We start from the raw sequence: 20,568 nt of genomic DNA, 5'->3' as shown, positions 1-20,568 counted from the left end.
GACTGGGCGCGGCTCGGTTGGATCGGACATGTGATGGTGCATTTCAACGATATCGTTTCACCCGACGCGCTCGCCACGGGCCTGTCTGTGAACGGCAAGAAGCAGTTGTTCCAGCGGATCGCGGCGCTCGCCGCCGATGCCTATGGGCTGGACGCGGACATGGTCGCTGACGCGCTGTTCGATCGCGAGCGGCTGGGTTCGACCGGTTTCGGCGGCGGCGTCGCCATTCCCCATGCCAAGATCACAGGTCTCGACAAGATGTGCGGCGTGGTCGTGCTGCTCGATCCGGCGGCGCCATTCGATGCGGTCGATGATCTGCCGGTCGATATCGTCTTTGCGCTGCTGTCGCCGGTCGACAGCGGGGCGGAACATCTGAAGACGCTGGCGCGGGTATCGCGCTATCTGCGTGACGAGGCGCAGGTCGCCCGGTTGCGCGGTGCGCGTTCGACCGGGGCGCTCCATGCCCTGCTGGCCGGTGGCGGGGCGCGTGACGCAGCCTGAGTCCGGCGTACCGGACAGCGGCGAGACCGCGCATTTCCGGGCGCTCGAAAATCTCTATCGTTCCGCGCCGATCAATCGGCTGTTCCGGTCGGAGATCGCGATCAGCGAACCGGGACGCTGCGTCATCGACTTCGACGTCGATGAAAGCCAGTTCCATGCCGCAGGCGCGGTCCATGGCACGGTCTATTTCAAGATGCTGGACGATGCGGCTTTCTATGCCGCCAACAGCCTGGTGAGCGATCGCTTCCTGCTCACCACCGCTTTCAACCTGCTGTTCACCCGGCCGATCGCGCCGGGGCGAATCCGCGCCGAGGGGCGCTGGATCAGCGGCAAGCGCCGAGTCTATGTCGCCGAAGCCAGCCTGGTCGATTCGCATGGCGAAGAGGTCGGACGGGGCACCGGCACCTTCATGCGGTCGCAATTCCCGCTGTCTTCGCTGCCCGGCTATCATGGCTGAACAGCCGCCCGCCCGGCTGACCAGCGCGATGCTGGTCGGCGCGTTGCGACGGCGGGTGGCGGCGGCCGGGGGCTTTGCCACCATCCTGGTCAAAGGCGATGACATAAGCGGCGTGATTCTGGTCCAGACGCTGGAAAAAGGGCAGGAAACCGGGCTGTTCGAGCGGGTGTCGAACTTTTCCGGCGGTCATGCGTTGATGCGCTGTGGACCCGACCCCCAAGAGGGCGCGCAAGCCATGGTTCCCTATATCGAGCGGCGCCGCCGGTCGGACCCCGATCTGTGGGTCATCGAACTCGACATCCCGGAAGCGGAACGGCTCGCCGCTGAAACAATCTGCTGATCGTTGACATATCGCAATGGCCCGTGCAGAGGCCCGCCCACGCTGAACGCGCAGGTTGCCGCAATCGTCCAAGGGGGGCGGGCGCGGTAAACACGCAGACGGGGGGCGGCCGGTCGTCGGACAAAGTGGGTTAAAAAAGACGACGTTTCCGGCCAAGAACCGCATGATTTTGAGTAAAAATGAGTTTTCGTCTAAGAGCTGCGATTATCGCGGCCTTTGCTTTGTCCGCCGCTGCTGCGGTCACGGCATCCGACATGTCGATGGCCGGTGAAGCCATCCCATCTTCGGTGTCCCTGTCCAGGGACAATGCGCTGACCACAGCGCCTTCAGCCGGTGCCAAGCCCGCCGTCACCTTTGCCGCGCCGCGCGAGATCGTGCAGCCGCTGGCTTCGGCCCCTAAGGCCGACAATGTTTCTTCCACCTTCTCCGAGATGCAGGCCGATAGCCTCGCTGCGCTGGTCGATGCCCAAGGCACGCCCGAACAGCTGGATGGCGAGATGCAGTGCCTGGCCGGAGCGGTCTATTTCGAATCCAAGGGCGAAAGCCTGGAAGGCCAGCTGGCCGTCGCGCGCGTGATCATCAATCGCGCCGAGTCCGGCCGGTTCGCGAGCAGCCTGTGCGGCGTCGTCTATCAACCGAGCCAGTTCAGCTTCGTGCGCGGCGGTGGCATGCCGCCGATCCGCACCGAAAGCCGCAGCTGGCGTCAGGCCGTTGCCATTGCGCAGATCGCCATGGCCGACGCTTGGGACAGCCGGGCTGAAGGCGCGCTGTTCTTCCACGCCCGCCGCGTATCGCCAGGCTGGGGCAAGGCCAAGCTGGCGATGATCGACAATCATATCTTCTATCGCTGAGTATTGTGGAATGTGCCGAGGCACATTTGGGTACACATCAAAAAAGGCCGGTTCGGATAATCCGAATCGGCCTTTTCTTTTGTTCCTGCCTTGTTCTATGATTGCGGCATGAACGCTGCGATATCCGACACCTGCTCCCCTTTGACGGACGGCACCGCTTTGGCCGTTGCGCGGGGGACGCTGCGCCTGTTCTTCCGGCACGATATGAGCGGGATCATGGAGGTGCCGCTGCCCAATGGGCGGCGCGCCGACATCATGGCGATCGACGGGGCCGGGCGGCTGACCATTGTCGAGATCAAGTGTAGCCGGGCGGACTTGCTCGGCGACATGAAATGGCCCGATTATTTCGACTATTGCGACCGCTATTTCTGGGCGGTGCCGATGGGGTTCGACGTGACCCTGTTTGATAGCGAAGCGCTATGGCCCGCCCGCACCGGGCTGATCGTTGCCGATCAATATGATGCGGAGCTAGTCCGGCCCGCGCCGATCGAGCCGCTGGCGGCGGCGCGGCGCAAGGCGGAGACGCTGCGCTTCGCCCGGCGCGCGGCACGGCGGCTGACCGCGATCAACGACCCGGATCATGCGGCGGAGATTGGCTGGTAGGGCGTGAATGCGTTCGGATCGTCATGCTGACGAAAGTCAGCATCCATTGGCTCTACCGCTGAGCCTCTCTCCAGGAGAGAGGCTAATGGATTCCGGCTCAGGGCCGGAATGACGGCTATTGTGGGGGCAGCTTAGGGAGTCAGAAAACCGGGCCCTGCACCGGACCGGCCGGCTTGGCCGCTGGCTTGGCGGCGGCGAGCGCTTCGATGAGGCCAGGGGTGCGGTTGTCGCGGGCGGCATAGTCGCGCGCGGACATGCCCGCGATGCTGTCGCGCTTGTCCGGGTTCGCGCCCTGCGCCACCAGCAGGCGGACCAGGCCGAGGTCGCGCAATTGCACGGCGCGGATCAACGGGGTTTCGCCGCTGCCATTCGTCTTGTCGACCTGCGCCTTGTTGGCGAGCAACGTCTGCACGCCTTCCTCGAACCGGCCCTGCACCGCGTCCATAAGCGGGGTGTTGCCATCACTGTCGGTCAGGTTGGGGTTCGCGCCCTTGGCGAGCAGGAAGGACAGCCAGGTCGCGTCGCGGCGCGCGACCACGATATGCAGCGCGTTTTCGCCACTGTTGATGTCGCGGCTGTTGATCACGGTGGAGCCGGGTTTCTGGATCAGGTCAGTGACCTTCTCGCCATCCTTGTCCTTGACGGCCTTCAGGAAATTATAGGCGTCGGAAAATTGCGCCTGCGCCGCGCCGGGCACGAGCAGCGCCGCCGCGATCATGGTCATCATGGCAGAAACAAACCTGGTCTTCATCATCGCGCCCCGTTGCATTTGCAAATCCATCCCTAGCAGGGCATGGCTGGCCACGCCATGAACAAAGCCCGGATGCTCTTCACCCTATCCTGCCTCGCCCTGCTGGCTGCCTGTAATATGGGCGCTGGCGGCAATGCATCAAGCGGGGCATCAAGCGGGGCATCAAGCGGCGACAGCGTGCAGGGCGAACTGGCCGGTGCGCGCATCGGCGCGCCCTTCACCCTGACCGATCAGGACGACAAGCCTGCGCGCTGGGACGACTATAAGGGCCAGTATCGGATCGTCTATTTCGGCTATACCTATTGCCCCGATGTCTGCCCGGTCGATCTGCAGCGGATCATGCAGGCCTTTGCCCAATTCGAGAAGGCCGCGCCACAGCGTGCCGCCAAGGTGCAGCCGATCCTGATCAGCGTCGATCCCGCGCGCGATACGCCCGCTGTCCTAAAAACCTATGTCGCGGCCTTTCATCCGCGCCTCATCGGCCTGACCGGGAAACCCGATCAGATCGCCAAGGTCGCCAAGGATTTCGTCGTCATCTACAATAGCGAGAAGGTCGCGGGGGCGAGCGATTATCTGGTCGGGCATAGCCGCACGCCCTATCTGTTCGATCCCGACGGCAAGCCGGTGGCGCTGGTCCCGGTGGATGATCCCGGCACGCCGGACGTGGACGAGGGCGCGCCGGACAAGGTGCTGGCGTTCTTGCAAAAATGGATCAAGTGACACCCTTCTGGGAAAAGCCGCTCGACAAGCTCGATCGGGCTGAGTGGGAAGCCCTGTGCGACGGGTGCGGCAAATGCTGCCTGCATAAAGCCGAGGATGAGGATAGCGGGCGCATCTATCCCACCAATGTCGCCTGCCGCTTGCTCGACCGGCAAAGCGGCCAGTGCAGCAATTACAAGGACCGCCGCAAATTCGTGCCCGATTGCGTGCGGCTGACTCCGGCCAAGGTGCGCCAGATCAGCTGGCTGCCGCGCACCTGCGCCTATCGGCTGCGCGGGGAGGGGCTGCCGCTGCCCGATTGGCATTATCTGCTGTCCGGCGACCGGGAAGCGGTGCATCGCGCGCGCGAATCGGTGCGGGGGTGGACCGTGGCGGAGGCCGATGCGGGCGACTGGGAGAATCATCTTGTCGACCGGGATATCTGATCCCGACGCCGCGATCCTGATCGATGGCGTGCCGACGCCGGTGCGGGTGCGCCGATCGTCACGGGCGCGCGCCTATCGGCTGACGATCGACGGGACGCGTGGCGAAGTGCGGCTGTCGATGCCGGTACGCGCGAATTTGAAGCGGGCGCTGGGCTGGGCGCAGGATCATGAGGTCTGGGTGCGGCAGCAATTGGCGCGACAACCGGTGCTGACGCCGCTGAGCGATGGCGCGGTCTTTCCGCTGGAGGGGCGCGAGGTGCGCATCTGCTGGGAGGCGGGGGCGAGCCGCACGATCCGGCTGGAGGGTGACCGGCTGCTGCTGGGTGGCGCGGCGGAATCGGTGAGCGCGCGGGTGCTGCGCTGGCTGGTGCGGCGGGCCAAAGCGGTGCTGGAGACCGAGACACAGGAATTGGCGCGCGACCATGGGTTGATCGTCGCATCGGTGGGCGTGGGCGATCCGCGCAGCCGCTGGGGCAGTTGCACATCGTCGGGCGCGATCCGCTATAGCTGGCGGTTGATCCTGTGTCCGCCAGAGGTGCGGCGGGCGACGGTGGCGCATGAACTCGCACACCTGCTGCATATGGACCACAGTCCGGCCTTTCACGCCGCCCATGTGCGCATTTATGGCGCGGACCCGAAGCCCGCGCGCGCCTGGCTGCGTGCGCATGGGGCCGGGCTGCATCGCTATATGGGGTAGGGGGCATGGCGCGTAAGAAACGCTATCTAACGGCCACGATGGCGGACGGCTATGTCAAGACGATCGGGCCTACGGCCGACCCCTTCACCCATTATTGGCGGATCGTCGCCTTGCTCGACAATGGCAAGACCGAGGTGTTCTGGGGCCATGCGCGATCGCTGGCTGAGGCGAAGAAGAAACGCGCGGCGGCCGAGGATGGCGCGCGGATGCGGGGCTGGAAAAGCTATAGTTTCGAGATAGCGGAGTTGGTGGAGACGGTGCCTTAATCCGTGGGTGATTCTAACCTCGGTGTGGCCACACTCCTGATCCGTCGGCGGCGCACATATGCTCGGCGTCGTTGGGATAGGGCAGGCCGCAGGCGCGGCAGGTGCTATAGTCGCCGAGCTTCAGGCCATGGCCCACCGCGACCCGCTCATCGAAGACATAGCAATCGCCCTGCCAGCGGCTTTCGCTCTCCGGCATTTCCTCCAGATAGCGCAATATCCCGCCCTTGAGATGATAGACGTCATCGAAGCCGCGCGCCTTCACCAGCGCGGTGGATTTTTCGCAGCGTATGCCGCCGGTGCAGAACATCGCGATCTTGGACGTCCGGCCCTGATCGCGGAGATTTTGCGCGAAATCGTCGAACCAGCCGGGAAAATCGCGAAAGGCGCGGGTTTCGGGGTCGATCGCGCCTTCGAACGTGCCGATCGCGACCTCATAGGCGTTGCGCGTGTCGATGAGGATCGTGTCGGGATCGGCGATCAGCGTATTCCATGCCGCGGGGTCGAGATGCGTGCCCGCCTGGCTTGCAGGATCAAGGTCGCCGACGCCCAGCGTGACGATCTCCGGCTTCACCTTCACCTTCATCCGCGCAAAGGGCGCGCTGTTGGCGGCGGAATATTTGACGTCCAGGTCGGCGCAGCCGGGCAGGGTGCGGATATGGGCGACCAGCGTCGCGACCGCGTCGGCGCTGCCCGCCACCGTACCGTTAATCCCTTCGCGCGCGACGATCAGCGTGCCGCAGGTGCCAAGATCGACGCAGCGCGCGCGCAGATCGGCGGCGATGGCGTCGGGATCGGCCAGAGTGGCGAACCGGTAGAGGGCGGCGACGGTATAGGACATGGCGGTGGCCTATAGGGCTTTGCGCCGCCTCTTGAAAGCGGGCACGGACAGGCGCATAGGCGGGGCCATGGTTCCCCTTTCGTTCGCGGGGCACGACTTTCTGGCCTTGCCGGAAGCCGCGCTATTCTGGCCCTTGCACGGTGCGCTGCTGGTGGCTGATCTGCATTTCGAAAAGGCAAGCTGGTACGCGCGTTTCGGCCAGTTCTTGCCCCCCCATGACAGCCAGGCGACGCTGGACGTGATCGAGGCGCTGGTGGCGCGGACCGGCGCGCGGGCGGTCTGGTCCTTGGGCGACAGTTTCCATGATGCCGATGGCGCGGCGCGGCTGGACCCGCAGGCGCGTGGGCGGCTGGATGCGCTGACGCAGCGGTTGGACTGGACCTGGATCACTGGCAATCATGACGTCGGCGTGGCGGCGATGCCTGGGGGGCGCCGGGTCGCCGAGGCGGAGGTCGGGGGAATATGGCTGCGGCATGAAGCAGCCCCCCAGGATGTTCGGCCCGAAATATCCGGCCATTTTCATCCCAAGCTGCGCCTGTCGCTGCGCGGGCGGCATGTGGCGCGGCGCTGCTTCGTCGCGTCGGATACCAAGCTGATTCTGCCTGCGCTCGGCGCGCTCACCGGCGGGCTGGATGCGGGCCATGGCGAGATTCGGCGTGCCGTGGGGCCGGGTGCAGCCGCGCTGGTGCCGGTTGCCGACCGAATGCTCCGCTTTCCGTTATCGTAAGGCGACGCTACGGAAACCGGAAATTAAGCCGTTGCCGATAAGCAACAGGGCATGAACATTCTGTCATCGCATCCGCAAAAAAGCCCAGAAAAGCTAGGGTCTATTGCCTTAACCCGGCTGTGGCAGCATAATCACCCGCACGTCCCGACCCGGCAAAAAGCCGCGCGGGCAGGAGAGGATTGACCATCATGACCAACAAGAGCCTTTGGGCATCGACCGCTGCGGTGATTGCGCTCGTCATGGGTGCAACCGGCGCGCAGGCGCAGGACGTCGCCGAGCAGGATGCGGCCGAGATCATCGTCACCGCCACCCGCCGCGCCAGTCCGTTGTCGGACGTGCCGATCGCCGTGTCCGCCGTCAGCGCGCAAGCGATGCAGAATAGCGGCGCCAGCGACATCCGCACCCTCAACCAGCTCGCCCCTTCGCTGCTTGTTTCCTCCACCGGGTCCGAAGCCAATGCGTCGGCGCGTATCCGCGGCATCGGCACGGTCGGCGACAATCCCGGCCTCGAAAGCTCGGTCGCGGTGTTCATCGACGGCGTGTATCGCTCGCGCACCGGCGCGGGCCTCAACGAACTGGGCGAGATCGAACGGGTCGAAGTGCTGCGCGGGCCGCAGGGCACGTTGTTCGGCCGCAATGCGTCGGCGGGTCTGATCAACATCATCAGCAAGGCTCCCGAACAGACGTTCAGCGCCAAGGGTGAGATCACCTATGGCAATTATGATTATTGGCGGCTGTCGGGTCGCGTCACCGGGCCGATCGCCGATGGCATCGCGCTCAGCCTGGATGGTGTATGGTCCAAGCGCGATGGCTTCTACAAACTGGTCGACACCGCTGGCGCTACCGTGGGCGACACCAATGACCGTGATCGCTATTTCCTGCGCGGACAGGCGCTGATCGAGCCGAATGACGACCTGTCGATCCGCCTGATCGGCGATTATACCAATCGCGACGAAAGCTGCTGCGGCGCGGCCTATACCGAAGCGCGCGAGCGCCGCCCGGCCGCAGGTGGCGGCTACACCGATGCGCCGTTCAATCGCATTGCCGCGATCCTGGCAGGGCAGGGCAGTGTAATCGCCGCCGACCCCTATGACCGGGAACTGACCATCACGCCTGGCCGCGATTATGTCAGCAAGCTGAAGGATTGGGGCGTATCGGGTGAGATCAATTATGATCTGGGCGGCGTGAAGCTGACCAGCATCACCGCCTATCGCGATTACAAGTCGAGCGACTATGGCGATTATGACTATAATCGCGCCGACCTGCTCTACCGCGACCCCAACACTTATCGCCAGTTCAAAACCTTCACGCAGGAATTGCGGGCGCAGGGTTCTGCCTTTGGCGATGCCCTCGACTGGTTGGTCGGTGGCTATTATGCCAATGAACGGCTGACTTTGCAGGATAATATCCGTTTCGGCGCGGACTATGGTCGCTTTGCCGCCTGCCGCCTGATGGCAGGAGCCAGCGTTAACAGTAATTTCACCGCGCAGCAGCTCGCCGCTTGCGGTAGTGGCCTTGCCACTCAGCCGCTGATCGCGGGGACGCAGGCCAATCTCAACGCCGGGCTGACCGCAGCCCTCATCAATGCCGGCCTGCCAGCCGCCGTTGCGGCGGGCCAGGCGGGCGCGATCTCGACGGGCTTGGGTAACGGCCTGCGCGCTCTGGCCGCGATTCCGTCAGGCACCGGCGACACCGGATCTATCTATCGCCAGAAGAGCGAAAATTGGGCGATCTTCACCCATAATATCATCCACGTCACCAACCGGCTCGATCTGACCTTGGGCCTGCGCTACACCCATGAAAGCAAGCGTTTTTCGGCGGACCTCAACAATAATAACGCGACCTGCGCGGCGTTGCAGTCCTCCGCTTTGCCGGGCCTGGCTACCAACCCGGCGCTGGGCAGCGCGGCAGCGCTGGCGGGCGGAATCCTGACGCTCGGATGCCTCGGCAATGCTTCGACCAGCCTCAACGCGCTCGACCTCAATGACAAGATCAGCGACGGCGAATTGTCGGGCACGGCGGTCCTGTCGTGGAAGGCGACCGACGATCTGCTGCTCTATGGCAGCTATTCGAAGGGCTATAAGGCGGGCGGCTTCAACCTCGACCGCTTCCAGTTGGGATCGACTGGCCTCAATGCCATTCCGGCGGTCTTTTCACCGCGCAGCAATGCCGACGTCGCCAGTCTGCGCTTTGCCGCCGAAAAGGTCGATGCGTTCGAAATCGGCCTGAAATACAGCCAGCCCAAATGGAGCGCGAACGTCGCCGCCTTCCGCCAGGAGTTCAAGAATTTCCAGCTGAACACCTTCAACGGCACCAGCTTCGTCGTGCAGAATATCAATGGCTGCGACAGCGCGCTGTCGGCGGCGCGGACCTGCGGCTCGGACGATGTCGGGCCTGGGCTGATCAGCCAGGGCGTCGAACTGGAAATGACCGCCACCCCGGCGCGCAATTTCCGCGTGACCGGCGGCTTCACCTATGCCGAAGCCAAGTTCGCCAGCCGTCTGGTCGGCAGCGGCGATGGCAGCGTGCCGCTTGACCCGGCCCTGTTCCTGTTGCCGGGATCGATCAACAGCAATGCGCCCAAGATGGTGACGACCGCCAGCGCCGCCTGGACACCGGACATCGGCACGAGCGGCCTGTCGGCACTCTTCTATGTCGATGGCCGCATGACCAGCGATTTCAACACCGGGTCGGACCTGTTCCCGGAGAAGAATCAGGACGGCTTCACCGTCGTCAATGCGCGCGTCGGCCTGCGTGGGCCGAACCAGCGCTGGGCGATCGAATTCTGGGGCCAGAATATCTTCAACCAGGATTATACCCAGGTGGCGTTCAGCAGCCCGCTCCAGTCGAGCAGCCCGGCGACCTCGACCACGGGCCAGTTCGCCCAGGGTGCGCCGATGGCCAATCAGCTGATCTCTGCCTATCTCGCCGAACCGCGCACCTATGGCATCACGTTGCGGGGGAGTTTCTGATCATTCCCCGCCCGCTCTTGGGCACGGGGCGGGCGGGGGTTGGACGATCGCCGAACAGGGCAGTGCCGACACGAATATCGGTCGCGCCCAGCATGATGGCGGTTTCATAATCGCCCGACATACCCATCGACAGGCGCGGGAGGCCCTCCTCCCGCGCCATTTTTGCGAGCAGCGCGAAATAGGGGGCGGGTTCGACATCCGCTGGCGGGACGGCCATCAGGCCGAGCAGCGGAATATCGGCGTCGCGCGCGGCGGCGATCAGCGGGGGCACGTCGGCAATGGCGCAACCGCCCTTTTGCGCCTCCGCGCCGATATTGACCTGGATATAGCAGGGCACGCGTTTGCCAGCCGTATCCATCGCCTTGGCCAGTGCCGTCAGCAGCGAGGGACGATCGAGGCTGTGGATGACATCGAAAAGCACTACCGCATCGGCCGCCTTGTTGGATTGCAACTGGCCGACCAGATGCAGCGCGATATCGGGGTGCTCGTCGCGCAGTGCTGGCCATTTCTCCTGGCTTTCCTGCACGCGATTTTCGCCGAATACGCGCTGCCCCGCCGCAATCAGCGGGCGGATGGCGTCGGCGCTCTGCGTCTTGGATACGGCGATCAGGGTGATATCCTCGCCGCTGCGATCGGTCAGGCGCGCAGCCCGATCGATGGCGTCGCGCAGGGCGGAGAGGCGGAGGGCGGCTTGCGGGCTGTCGGTCGTCATGCGCGCTGCTATAGGACAGGGTCATGACCCGCCGCCACCGCAAAAAACTGCCGACAATCTGGCTGATGACCGACGAGCGGGTCGCCGACGCGGCGTTGCTGGCGGCGGTGGCGCGCTTGCCCAAGGGGCGAGCGGGAATCGTGTTCCGGCATTACCGGACGGAAGGGAAGGCGCGGCGGGCGTTGTTTGAAGCGGTGCGGCGCGTGGCGCGGCGGCGACGGCTGGTGCTGCTGCTGGCGGGCGATGCGCAGATGGCGGCCGCGTGGCTGGCCGATGGCTGGCATGGGCGCGACACGCGGCAGGCAGGGCGACCGATGCTGCACGGCATGGCCGCGCATGACGCGCGCGAGATGAGGGCCGCGCGGCGGGGCAGGGCGGACATGGTCTTCGTATCGCCCCTCTTCCCCACCCGATCGCATCCGGGGGCCGCAAGCCTTGGCCGCGCGCGCTTCGCCGCCCTGGCGCGGCAGGCGGATAGGCCGGTGATGGCTCTGGGCGGGGTGAAGCCGCAGCACCAAAGGATGCTGCGGGGGGTCGGCGCGGATGGCTGGGCGGCGATCGATGGGCTGGTGGGGGGCAACGCGATTGTTTAGCGTAGCCGCTCTGTGCCTTATGGGCGGGCTCTACTGGCAGCTTGTTTGTCAGATTGCAGGCGTCGCGGAACCGTGGGACGCAGCCGGTTACTGGACGCTTTGGTATCCCGTTTCGCTTCTTCTATCCGGGATTGCAGGCTGGTTGCGCAAGAGCCATGGCTGGTACGCAGGCGCGTTGTTAACCTTCGCCCAGCTTCCCATCCTGTGGATAAACAATGATGCGGATGTCTTGTGGCCCGTAGCTCTCTTGTTTCTGGGCCTGTTGGCTGTCCTTGCCACCGCGATTTCCGCATTAGCGGGCTGGTTCGCCGATCGCGCATGATCACGGCCGGTTGCGCAACGATCCGACATAAACCGCAAATTCTGAAAGGACGAAGCAACCTGCGCGGTTGACCATTAGATCAACCGCCGATCTTCACTCAACCCGCAGGCCGATCAGAATTTGAAGATGGTGCCCAGATAGACGGCCTGGCTGTCCTGCCGGTCGTCGGTCATCGGGGTCAGGCGACCCGCGACGTTATTGTTGTAGCGCACGCCGGCCGTGACGTTCAGGTTGCGCGTCAGCGAGTAGGAGCTGGCGAGATCCAGCGAATAATCCTTCTCCGCGCCGGGGTTGCGCGTCGCGGTGACGGCGTCGCGGCGGGTTTCGATCAGCATCTTTGTGCTGAAGCGATCCTTCTTGGCGTCATCCAGCGAGAAATTCTTGGCATCGACCATGGTTTCGACCGGCACCGGATCGAGCGGCTTGCGGCCGAGCGATTCGGGCAGCGCGAACTTGCGCCAGTTCTGCGCACCGTTCAGGCTGAACGCGACCGGCTTGATGTCGATCGGGTCGATCGTGCGAGTCACCGATGGGCGTTCGCCACTGGCGCGGACCATCACGGTGATCGACCGTTCGCCGCTCAGCGAGCCGCTGGTCGGCGTGAAACGAAAGCCCTGGCGGTTGGCGGACGCCGCGATTTTCGCATAAGCGGCGGCCAGTTGTGGGTCTTTGGTCGTGGGGGTGAAGGAAGAGATGCTGCCCAGAGCGCCGAGCGACACGGGTGCGTCGATCTGCATCTGGACGAGCTTGTTGGCCGCGCCGATCGCGGGAGACAGCATGAAGCCGGTCACGGTCAATGCCGCTCCCGCCAATGCCAGATGTCCCCTTTGTACGCGCATGACCCGATTCTCGCCCCTGTTCCTTGTTATGTGTAACGCTCTACACGCGGAAAGCCTCCATTGGCTAGGGGGCGGCGGGCTTTTTGTCGGAGCTGTTGCAAGGAACACACAGAGTTTGAAAAGGCAGCGATGGCACGGCGAAGCGAGGATCGCAGCGTCCTGATGCAGCGCCCCTTGCCCAACGCTGCATGGCCACTATAGAAGCAGCCTGTTTTTCGTCATTTTCCAAGCTAGGACATGCCTGATGGTCCGCCGTTTTCCCGCCCCTGTTTCCGCCGGCCTGCTGCTGGCCGCGCTTTTGCCGTTGGCCGCCTGCGGTGGCGGGTCCAAGGATCGGCCCAAGGCGGACCTTGCCGCGTCGAAAGTGACGACGATCGGCGTCAACGCCTATCTGTGGCGCGCGGCGCTCGACACGATTTCCTTCATGCCGCTGGTGCAGACCGATTCGAACGGTGGCGTGATCGTGACCGACTGGTACGCCAACCCCAACAGCCCCAATGAGCGGATGAAGCTGACCGTGTCGATCCTGGATCAGGATCTGCGCGCCGACGCATTGCGCGTCGCGGCCAGCCGCCAGGTGAGCCAGAATGGCCAGTGGCTCGACGCGCCGGTCAAGGCCGCGACCGTGCAGAAGCTGGAAGAGGTGATCCTGACCAAGGCCCGCGACCTGCGCCGCACGTCGATTGGCGGCTGATTCTTCTTCGCTTGGGCGGCGCGCAGGCGAAGCCCAAGTTTTTTGACGGTTCGGGGCTGGGCTTGCAAAGGCCCAGCCCCCTCGCATTTGGGTAGGACGTGAACATGCAAAGGCGCTTCAATCCGCTGGAGGCCGACGCCCGCTGGCAGGCGATCTGGGACGAGCAGCAGAGCTTCAAGGCCGACGATATGTCGGACAAGCCGCGCAGCTATGTGCTGGAGATGTTCCCTTATCCGTCGGGCCGCATCCATATCGGCCATGTCCGCAACTATTCGATGGGCGACGTTCTGGCGCGGTTCCGCCGGATGACGGGGCATGAAGTGCTGCACCCGATGGGCTGGGACGCCTTTGGCATGCCGGCTGAAAATGCCGCGATGGAAAAAAAGGTTCATCCCGGCAAATGGACCTATGAGAATATCGCCAACATGAAGACGCAGCTCAAGAAATTGGGCTTTGCGCTGGATTGGAGCCGCGAACTCGCGACCTGCCACCCCGATTATTATGGCCATGAACAGGCGTTGTTCCTGGACATGCTGGAAGCGGGCCTGGTCTATCGCAAGGAAAGCGCGGTCAATTGGGACCCGGTCGACATGACCGTGCTGGCCAATGAGCAGGTGATCGACGGCAAGGGCTGGCGGTCGGGTGCGACGGTCGAGAAGCGCAAGCTGTCGCAATGGTTCCTCAAGATCACCCAGTTCGCCGACGATCTGCTGGAAGGGCTGAAGAGCCTCGACCAGTGGCCCGAAAAGGTGCGGACGATGCAGGAGAATTGGATCGGCAAGTCTGTCGGCCTGCAGTTCCACTTCAAGCCGGTCGCACCGTTCGACCAGGCGATCGAGGTCTATTCGACCCGGCCCGACACGATCTTTGGCGCCAGCTTCGTTGCGATCGCCGCCGATCATCCGGTGGCGCAGCAAGTCGCGGCCGCAAACCCGGACGCGCAGACCTTCATCGACCTGTGCAAGGCGGGCGGAACGACGGCGGCCGAGTTGGAAACGGCGGAGAAGCTGGGCTTCGACACGGGCCTGACCGTCACGCATCCGTTCGATCCCGACTGGCAGTTGCCGGTGTTCATCGCGAACTTTGTGCTGATGGACTATGGCACTGGCGCCGTGATGGGCGTCCCCGCGCATGACCAGCGCGACCTCGACTTCGCGCGCAAATATATGCTGCCCGTCGAACGTGTCGTGGCTGCGGAGGGTGACGAAGCCAAACCGATCCACAATGAAGCCTATGTCGGGCCGGGTAAGCTGGTGAACAGCCGCTTCCTGGACGGCATGAGCGTGGAGGATGCGAAGGCTGCTGTCATCGCGCGGGCGCAAGGCGAAGGCTGGGGCGCGGGCAAGACCGTGTTCCGCCTGCGCGACTGGGGCGTATCGCGCCAGCGTTATTGGGGCACGCCGATCCCGGTGATCCATTGCGAGACCTGCGGCGCGGTGCCGGTGCCCAAGGCGCAATTGCCGGTCGTGCTGCCCGAAGACGTGACCTTTGACATTCCGGGCAACCCGCTCGATCGCCATCCGACCTGGAAGCATGTGGATTGCCCGTCCTGCGGCAAGGCGGCGGTGCGGGAAACCGATACGCTTGATACGTTCGCGGATTCGAGCTGGTATTTCATCCGCTTCGCCAGCCAGCCCAAGGACAAGCCGTTCGACCGCGCGACGGTCGAAAAATGGCTGCCGGTCGGCCAATATATTGGCGGGGTCGAACATGCGATCCTGCACCTGCTCTACGCGCGTTTCTGGACGCGGGCGTTGCAGCATATGGGGCAATTGGGCTTTGCCGAGCCGTTCACCGGCCTGTTCACGCAGGGGATGGTGACGCATGAGACGTACAAAAGGCCAGATGTCGTAAGAACGATGACAGAGTACGAATTTAGAGGATTTTGGCCGGACATCGATTATGATTCTACGATCGAAATGACCGAAATAGGTCCTTGGCTTGCGCCTACCGAGATTGAAAGGCGTGGTGACAAGGTTTTTGAAATCGCAACCGGACGCGAAGCTATTGTCGGCCGGGTCGTCAAAATGTCCAAGTCCAAGAAGAATGTCGTCGATCCCGATGACATCATCGCCCAATATGGCGCGGACGCGGTCCGTTGGTTCATGCTGTCGGACAGCCCGCCCGAACGCGACCTGCCCTGGACCGAAAGCGGGATCGAGGGATCGTGGCGCTTCGTCAATCGCTTGTGGCGTCTCTTCGGCCAGATCGAAGCGGGCGCAGAAGGCGCCGACAAGCCGCTCGACCGCAAGCTGCACCAGACGATCGACGGAATCGCCAGGGATATTGAGGCGCTGTCCTTCAACAAGGCGGTCGCCAAGATCTACGAACTCGCCAACGCGGTCGAGAAAGCCGCGCCGTCCGCATCGCGCAACGCCGCGATCCGCGCGCTCGCCCTGCTGGTCGCGCCGATGACGCCGCATCTGGCCGAAGAAGCCTGGGCCGACATGGGCGAGACCGGCCTGATCGCCGATGCCGCTTGGCCCACGGTCGATCCGGCGTTGCTGGTTGACGATGAAGTGACCATTGCCTGCCAGGTGATGGGCAAGCTGCGCGACACCATCACCGTGCCCAAGGGGACGGCGAAAGACGAACTGGAGCGGCTCGCGCTCGCCGCCCCGAATGTCATGCGGATATTGGATGGCGCTACGCCTAAGAAGATCATCGTCGTGCCCGATCGTCTGGTGAATCTGGTTATTTGACCGTCGGTGCTCCTGCGAAAGCAGGAGCCCAGGATGCAGGGCACGCCATTCGACTCTGGGCTCCTGCTTTCGCAGGAGCACTGTTTGAATTGATCGATGCAGCGGCTATGGAAGGCGGATGAAGCGTCTCCTCCCCCTTCTCGCCATCCCCCTCCTGCTGACCGGCTGCGGCCTTCGCCCGGTCTATGGCGGGGGAACGCAGGGCGCGGTCGCGCAGGCGTTGGGCAATGTCGATGTCGCACCGATCGAAGGGCGCGGCGGCTGGCTGGTCCGCAATGCGCTCAACGATCGGTTGGGGGCGATGAGCGGCGGCAGCGGTCCGCGCTATCGTCTGGTCGTGAAACTGGATGACCAGATCACCGGCTTCGGTCTGCGCGCCGACGCCGCCGTCACCCGCGAACGGCGCACCCTGCGCGCGCGTTACCAGTTGATCGACGAAGCGACCGGTGCGCAAATCCTGGATGACACCGCCGGGTCGGACGCGGGCATTGACGTGACATCCAGCGAATATGCGACGATCGCGGCCGAAGACACGGCACTGGAGCGGCTGTCGCAGACGGTGGCGGATCAGATCGTCACCCGGCTCGCGCTGTTTTCACGCAAGGCGGCCAATCCTTGAAGGCCAATCGCGGCCAGATCGAAAAGGCGCTCGACGCCCCGCCGGCTGACGTCCGCTTCTTCCTGCTCTACGGTCCCGACGATGCGGGCAGCCAGGCGCTGCTCAAGCGGTTGGAGCGGGCGATGGGGCCGCAGGCCGAACGCATCGACCTCGATGGATCGACGCTGCGCGACGATCCCGCCCGGCTGGCGGATGAAGCCGCGTCCTTTTCCATGTTCGGCGACCGGCGCTGGATTCGCGTCAATGGCATGGGGGAGGAATCCTTGCCCGCGCTGACCGCGCTGCTCGAAAGCCCGGCGGCGGGCAATCCGGTCGTAGCCGTGGCGGGCGCGCTCAAGGCCACGTCGAAGCTGCTCAAGCTGGCGCTGGACCATAAGGCGACGCTGGCCTTCATCTCCTACCAGCCCGACGCGCGCGAGGCCGAGCAGATCGCCATCGCCATCGCCCGCGAAGGCGGCCTGCGCCTCTCGTCGGACCTCGCACGGCGGATCGTGGCGCTCGCCAATGGTGATCGCGCGCTGATGCAGGGCGAGGTCGAAAAGCTGATCCTCTATCTCGACGCCGCGCCCGACCGGCCGTGCGAAGCGACGGCGGAGGCGCTGGATGCGCTGTCGGCGGATAATCCCGATACGGAGGTCGCGCCGCTGGTCAATGCGGTGCTGGGTGGTGACTTAAAGGCCATGCACAATGAACTTACGCGCCTGCAGGAAACCAGCACGGCGATGGCCTCGGTCATCCGTCCGCTGATGACCCGCGCGATGCTGATCGCCAATATCCGCACCAGCTTCGACGCCAGCGGACGGCTGGAAACGGCCATGGAGGCGGCGGGCAAGGCCGTGTTCTGGAAGGAAAAAGGGCTGGTGTCGCGGCAAGTGCGGCTGTGGGACAGCCATGGCATCGCGCGCGTGATCCAGCGCCTGCTGGAAGCCGAACGCGCCACCCGGTCGGGCCGGGGCACGGGCGACCTGCTGGTGCGTCACGAATTGCTGACCATCGCGCGGCAGGCGGCGCGGGAACGATAGGGCGGGAACGATAGGGCGGGTCTGGGCGCTTTGAAGGGCTGAACAGGTCGCGACTTGGTGGTATGACCGGCCCACCGCGTCCGCGCGCAACAAAGGCAGCGCATCATTTCCCTTCCCGCCACGATCCACGCCATCGGCACGGCCGTCCCGGATACCGACATCCACCCGGCCTTCATCGACTGGGCAGGCGCGCGGATCGCCGACCGGCGCGAACGGGCTTTGTTCACGCGGATGGCGCAGCGCAGCGGGATCGAACATCGCTGGTCGGTGCTGGATGGCGGTACTGGATCGCCGACCGCGCAAGGCGGCTTTTACGGCGGGTCATGGCCGAGCACGGCGCAGCGCATGGCCATCTATGCCGACGCCGCGCCGATCCTCGCCACGCGCGCGGTGGCGGCTCTGGCCGACCAAGTGGCGATCGACGGCATCACCCATTTGGTGGTCGCCAGTTGCACGGGCTTCATCGCACCGGGAATCGACCAGAAGCTGGTGACGATGCTGGGGCTGGACCCGACGGTCGAGCGGCTGATGGTCGGCTATATGGGCTGCTATGCCGCCATCGTCGCGTTGCGATCCGCGCGCCATATCGTGCGATCGGAACCGGATGCGCGCGTGCTGGTGGTGTGCGTGGAACTCAGCAGCCTGCATTTGCAAGACGATGCGCGGGTCGAACCATTGCTGGCCATGCTGCAATTTGGCGATGGCGCGGCGGCGGCGCTGGTGAGCGCGGGGCCGGGCGGCATTACGCTCGGCCAGCCCTTCGCCATGACCGTGCCCGATACGGAGGCGCTGATCCGCTGGGATCTGGGCGATCATGGTTTCGCCATGCATTTGTCGGGCGAAGTCCCCGGCGCGATCGCGCAGGCGCTCGCCGGCACGATCGCCTTGCCGATTCCCGCGAACAGCGTCGATCTGTGGGCGGTCCATGCCGGGGGCCGATCGATCCTGGACGCGGTGGCGCGCGCGCTCGATCTCGCCCCCGACGCGCTCGACCATAGCCGCGCCGTGCTGCGCGCCTTTGGCAACATGTCGTCGGCGACGCTGATGTTCGTGCTGGCGCGCATCTTGGCGGGCGATGCGCGCGGGCAGGGGATGGCGCTGGCCTTCGGGCCGGGGCTTGCGGCCGAAGGGCTGACCTTCCACCGGGCGGACGTATGAAGCGATCGCTGGCGCCAGAGCAGATGGATGCGGCCGACCTGCCCGAAGCCGTCTATGCGCGGGTGCTGGCCGATCTCGACCGGGTCAATCGCGTCACGCTGGCGGCGCGGCCAACGCTCCGCTTTCTCGATCGCGCGGTAACCGGCCAGTTCCGGCTGCTCGATGTCGGCTATGGCGACGGCGGCATGCTGCGGCGGATCGCGGCCTGGGCGAAGCGGCGTGGCATTGCCTGCACGCTTGTCGGCATCGACCTCAACTCGCGTAGCCAGGCCGTGGCGCAGGCGCGCTCTGGCCCGGCGCTGGCCATCGACTATCGCACCGGCGACTATGCCGCGCTGGCGGATGAACCATGGGACATCATTATCTCCAGCCTGGTCACCCACCATATGGATGAGGCGGAGCGGCTGGCGTTCCTGCATTTCATGGAGGATCAGGCGCGCATGGGGTGGTTCGTCAACGACCTGCATCGCCACGGCTTTGCCTATCATGGCTATCCGCTGCTCGCCCGCCTGCTGGGCGTCCATCCCATCGTCCGCGCCGACGGGCAATTGTCGATCGCGCGCAGCTTCGTGCCCGGTGAATGGCGAGCGATGCTGGCGGCGGCGCATATCGACGATGCGCGCATCGAGCGTGTCTTCCCCTTCCGGCTCTGCGTCGCGCGCCAGCGATGACCCCGCCGCTGATCCTCGGCGCAGGCCCGGCAGGTGCAGCGGCAGCGCTGCGGCTCGCACGGCTGGGGGCGGAGCCGCTGCTGATCGATCGGCAACAGGTGCCGGGGGATGCGCTGTGCGGCGGGTTTCTAAGCTGGGCGACCATCGCGCAGATCGAGGCCCTGGGCATCGACGCGGCCATGCTCGGCGGCCACCGGATCGACCGGCTGGCGTTGTTTGCAGGTGGGCAAGAAATAGAGCTGCCGCTCCCGGCGCCGGGCATGGGCCTGTCGCGGCATCGGCTCGACACGCTGCTGCGCGCCGCCGCGACCGAGGCAGGGGTGACATTCCGGCTGGGCCATGCCGTGCGGACGCTGACGCCGACCGCGATCACCCTGGATGATGGGCAAGCGTTTGACTGGGACAGCCTGTTCCTCGCCACCGGCAAGCATGATGTGCGCGGCGCGGCGCGGCCCCGTGACGGCGCAGACCCCGAACTCGGCCTGCGGCTGCGCCTGCCCGCCAGCCCTGCGCGCCAACGCCTGATCGGCGGCCGCATCGAACTGCATTGGGTCGAGGGCGGCTATGCCGGCCTGTTGTTGCAAGAGGATGGCAGCGCCAATTTGTGCATGGCCGTGCGCAAGAGCCGCTTGGCTGCAGCGGGCGGCCGTCCGCTCGGCCTGATCGCGGCGCTGGCCGATCGATCGTCTGCGCTGGCTGATCGGCTGGGGGATGTGCCCGCCCACGCCAGCATCGATGCGATCGGCGATGTCCCCTATGGCTGGCGCGCAACCACGACCTGGCCGGGGCTCTATCGACTTGGCGATCAAGCCGCGGTGATCCCGTCTTTGGCGGGGGAGGGGATCGGTATCGCGCTCGCCAGCGCCGCAGAAGCCGTGGCGCAATGGCAGGCGCAGGGACGCGACGGCGCAGAGCGTTACCAGCGCCATTTCGGGCGGCGAGCGCTGTTGCCCTTGCGCGCGGCGGCGGGTTTTCGCGCGCTGGGGCGCTATCCCGGCCTGCTCCGTGTCCTGAGCGCAACACCGGGGGCCGCAGGTCTCGCCATGCGCCTTACCCGCATCGCGGATGCTTGATCGGCGCGCTCTGCG

At 65.0% G+C, this 20,568-nt stretch carries 24 protein-coding genes; 20 read left to right on the top strand and 4 right to left on the bottom strand.

What is annotated here, in order from left to right:
• Window positions 1–33 precede the first annotated feature (33 nt).
• The 5 genes from ACZ2HM_RS14100 to ACZ2HM_RS14080 all read left to right on the top strand — a co-directional run bounded on the left by ACZ2HM_RS14100 (window position 34) and on the right by ACZ2HM_RS14080 (window position 2,752).
• On the top strand, window positions 34–501 hold the full coding sequence (locus ACZ2HM_RS14100; RefSeq protein WP_037472065.1) for a PTS sugar transporter subunit IIA: 468 nt from the start codon (window positions 34–36) through the stop codon (window positions 499–501).
• Window positions 461–958: a PaaI family thioesterase gene (locus ACZ2HM_RS14095; RefSeq protein WP_037472066.1), complete on the top strand. Its 498-nt coding sequence runs from the start codon at window positions 461–463 to the stop codon at window positions 956–958. Before ACZ2HM_RS14100 ends, ACZ2HM_RS14095 begins: the two co-directional genes overlap by 41 nt.
• A complete protein-coding gene (locus ACZ2HM_RS14090) occupies window positions 951–1,298 on the top strand; it encodes a DUF1491 family protein (RefSeq protein ID WP_037472068.1) in 348 nt (115 codons plus the stop codon). The genes ACZ2HM_RS14095 and ACZ2HM_RS14090 overlap by 8 nt, the downstream gene beginning before the upstream one ends.
• 179 nt (window positions 1,299–1,477) lie before the next feature.
• Window positions 1,478–2,149, top strand: a complete 672-nt coding sequence (locus tag ACZ2HM_RS14085) for a cell wall hydrolase (RefSeq protein ID WP_037472069.1) — start codon at window positions 1,478–1,480, stop codon at window positions 2,147–2,149.
• A 108-nt stretch (window positions 2,150–2,257) separates the two neighbouring features.
• The gene (locus ACZ2HM_RS14080; RefSeq protein WP_037472470.1) at window positions 2,258–2,752 is read left to right on the top strand and encodes an MmcB family DNA repair protein; all 495 of its coding nucleotides are present in this window, start codon (window positions 2,258–2,260) and stop codon (window positions 2,750–2,752) included.
• 139 nt (window positions 2,753–2,891) lie between these two features.
• On the opposite strand, the gene ACZ2HM_RS14075 is transcribed toward ACZ2HM_RS14080, so the two are convergent.
• Complete coding sequence (locus ACZ2HM_RS14075) at window positions 2,892–3,479, bottom strand: ankyrin repeat domain-containing protein (protein ID WP_237236528.1); 588 nt, start codon at window positions 3,477–3,479, stop codon at window positions 2,892–2,894.
• A 66-nt stretch (window positions 3,480–3,545) separates the two neighbouring features.
• On the opposite strand from ACZ2HM_RS14075, the gene ACZ2HM_RS14070 reads away from it, so the two are divergent.
• From ACZ2HM_RS14070 to ACZ2HM_RS14055, 4 genes are read left to right on the top strand one after another with little or no spacing between them, the layout of a single operon-like run.
• Entirely contained in the window at window positions 3,546–4,223 is a 678-nt protein-coding gene (locus ACZ2HM_RS14070; protein WP_470425495.1) for an SCO family protein, read from the top strand.
• Window positions 4,211–4,648: a YcgN family cysteine cluster protein gene (locus tag ACZ2HM_RS14065; RefSeq protein ID WP_037472073.1), complete on the top strand. Its 438-nt coding sequence runs from the start codon at window positions 4,211–4,213 to the stop codon at window positions 4,646–4,648. Before ACZ2HM_RS14070 ends, ACZ2HM_RS14065 begins: the two co-directional genes overlap by 13 nt.
• The gene (locus ACZ2HM_RS14060) at window positions 4,605–5,345 is read left to right on the top strand and encodes a M48 family metallopeptidase (RefSeq protein ID WP_193378789.1); all 741 of its coding nucleotides are present in this window, start codon (window positions 4,605–4,607) and stop codon (window positions 5,343–5,345) included. The genes ACZ2HM_RS14065 and ACZ2HM_RS14060 overlap by 44 nt, the downstream gene beginning before the upstream one ends.
• 5 nt (window positions 5,346–5,350) lie before the next feature.
• A complete protein-coding gene (locus ACZ2HM_RS14055) occupies window positions 5,351–5,611 on the top strand; it encodes a hypothetical protein (protein WP_037472077.1) in 261 nt (86 codons plus the stop codon).
• 13 nt (window positions 5,612–5,624) lie between these two features.
• Here ACZ2HM_RS14055 and trhO read toward each other — a convergent pair whose 3' ends face one another.
• Window positions 5,625–6,449, bottom strand: coding sequence for an oxygen-dependent tRNA uridine(34) hydroxylase TrhO (gene trhO / locus ACZ2HM_RS14050; RefSeq protein ID WP_470425494.1), 825 nt, complete (start codon window positions 6,447–6,449; stop codon window positions 5,625–5,627).
• A 67-nt stretch (window positions 6,450–6,516) separates the two neighbouring features.
• Between trhO and pdeM the strand changes: the two genes are divergently transcribed.
• Together pdeM and ACZ2HM_RS14040 are read left to right on the top strand one after the other, a co-directional pair.
• Entirely contained in the window at window positions 6,517–7,176 is a 660-nt protein-coding gene (gene pdeM / locus ACZ2HM_RS14045) for a ligase-associated DNA damage response endonuclease PdeM (protein ID WP_037472474.1), read from the top strand.
• Window positions 7,177–7,364: 188 nt separating this feature from the next.
• Window positions 7,365–10,148, top strand: coding sequence for a TonB-dependent receptor (locus tag ACZ2HM_RS14040; protein ID WP_470425493.1), 2,784 nt, complete (start codon window positions 7,365–7,367; stop codon window positions 10,146–10,148).
• Here the strand turns inward: ACZ2HM_RS14040 and ACZ2HM_RS14035 are convergent.
• Window positions 10,126–10,860: a YggS family pyridoxal phosphate-dependent enzyme gene (locus tag ACZ2HM_RS14035; RefSeq protein ID WP_470425492.1), complete on the bottom strand. Its 735-nt coding sequence runs from the start codon at window positions 10,858–10,860 to the stop codon at window positions 10,126–10,128. The two genes, ACZ2HM_RS14040 and ACZ2HM_RS14035, sit on opposite strands and share 23 nt — an antisense overlap.
• 23 nt (window positions 10,861–10,883) lie before the next feature.
• Here ACZ2HM_RS14035 and ACZ2HM_RS14030 point away from each other — a divergent pair, with 23 nt between their 5' ends.
• Together ACZ2HM_RS14030 and ACZ2HM_RS14025 are read left to right on the top strand one after the other, a co-directional pair.
• Window positions 10,884–11,453: a thiamine phosphate synthase gene (locus ACZ2HM_RS14030; protein ID WP_470425491.1), complete on the top strand. Its 570-nt coding sequence runs from the start codon at window positions 10,884–10,886 to the stop codon at window positions 11,451–11,453.
• Window positions 11,454–11,472: 19 nt separating this feature from the next.
• Complete coding sequence (locus ACZ2HM_RS14025) at window positions 11,473–11,775, top strand: hypothetical protein (RefSeq protein WP_470425490.1); 303 nt, start codon at window positions 11,473–11,475, stop codon at window positions 11,773–11,775.
• 113 nt (window positions 11,776–11,888) lie between these two features.
• Here ACZ2HM_RS14025 and ACZ2HM_RS14020 read toward each other — a convergent pair whose 3' ends face one another.
• Window positions 11,889–12,614: a hypothetical protein gene (locus ACZ2HM_RS14020; RefSeq protein WP_470425489.1), complete on the bottom strand. Its 726-nt coding sequence runs from the start codon at window positions 12,612–12,614 to the stop codon at window positions 11,889–11,891.
• Window positions 12,615–12,858: 244 nt separating this feature from the next.
• Between ACZ2HM_RS14020 and ACZ2HM_RS14015 the strand changes: the two genes are divergently transcribed.
• From ACZ2HM_RS14015 to ACZ2HM_RS13985, 7 genes are all read left to right on the top strand, one after another.
• Window positions 12,859–13,308, top strand: coding sequence for a DUF3576 domain-containing protein (locus tag ACZ2HM_RS14015; protein WP_096063325.1), 450 nt, complete (start codon window positions 12,859–12,861; stop codon window positions 13,306–13,308).
• Window positions 13,309–13,412: 104 nt separating this feature from the next.
• Entirely contained in the window at window positions 13,413–16,010 is a 2,598-nt protein-coding gene (leuS, locus tag ACZ2HM_RS14010) for a leucine--tRNA ligase (RefSeq protein WP_470425488.1), read from the top strand.
• A gap of 118 nt (window positions 16,011–16,128) precedes the next feature.
• The gene (lptE, locus tag ACZ2HM_RS14005) at window positions 16,129–16,629 is read left to right on the top strand and encodes an LPS assembly lipoprotein LptE (RefSeq protein ID WP_470425487.1); all 501 of its coding nucleotides are present in this window, start codon (window positions 16,129–16,131) and stop codon (window positions 16,627–16,629) included.
• Window positions 16,626–17,651 carry a DNA polymerase III subunit delta gene (holA, locus tag ACZ2HM_RS14000; protein WP_470425486.1) on the top strand — a complete coding sequence of 342 codons (1,026 nt, stop codon included), beginning with the start codon at window positions 16,626–16,628 and terminating at the stop codon, window positions 17,649–17,651. The genes lptE and holA overlap by 4 nt, the downstream gene beginning before the upstream one ends.
• A 105-nt stretch (window positions 17,652–17,756) precedes the next feature.
• Window positions 17,757–18,809 (top strand): type III polyketide synthase, encoded by a 1,053-nt coding sequence (locus tag ACZ2HM_RS13995; RefSeq protein ID WP_470426858.1) that lies wholly within the window; start codon window positions 17,757–17,759, stop codon window positions 18,807–18,809.
• Window positions 18,806–19,480 carry a methyltransferase domain-containing protein gene (locus ACZ2HM_RS13990; protein WP_470425485.1) on the top strand — a complete coding sequence of 225 codons (675 nt, stop codon included), beginning with the start codon at window positions 18,806–18,808 and terminating at the stop codon, window positions 19,478–19,480. Before ACZ2HM_RS13995 ends, ACZ2HM_RS13990 begins: the two co-directional genes overlap by 4 nt.
• Window positions 19,477–20,553, top strand: a complete 1,077-nt coding sequence (locus ACZ2HM_RS13985; RefSeq protein WP_470425484.1) for an NAD(P)/FAD-dependent oxidoreductase — start codon at window positions 19,477–19,479, stop codon at window positions 20,551–20,553. The genes ACZ2HM_RS13990 and ACZ2HM_RS13985 overlap by 4 nt, the downstream gene beginning before the upstream one ends.
• Window positions 20,554–20,568: the final 15 nt, after the last annotated feature.

This window comes from Sphingobium sp. KKT206 (assembly GCF_055640555.1).
This window is presented reverse-complemented; position numbering and strand designations above follow the sequence as displayed.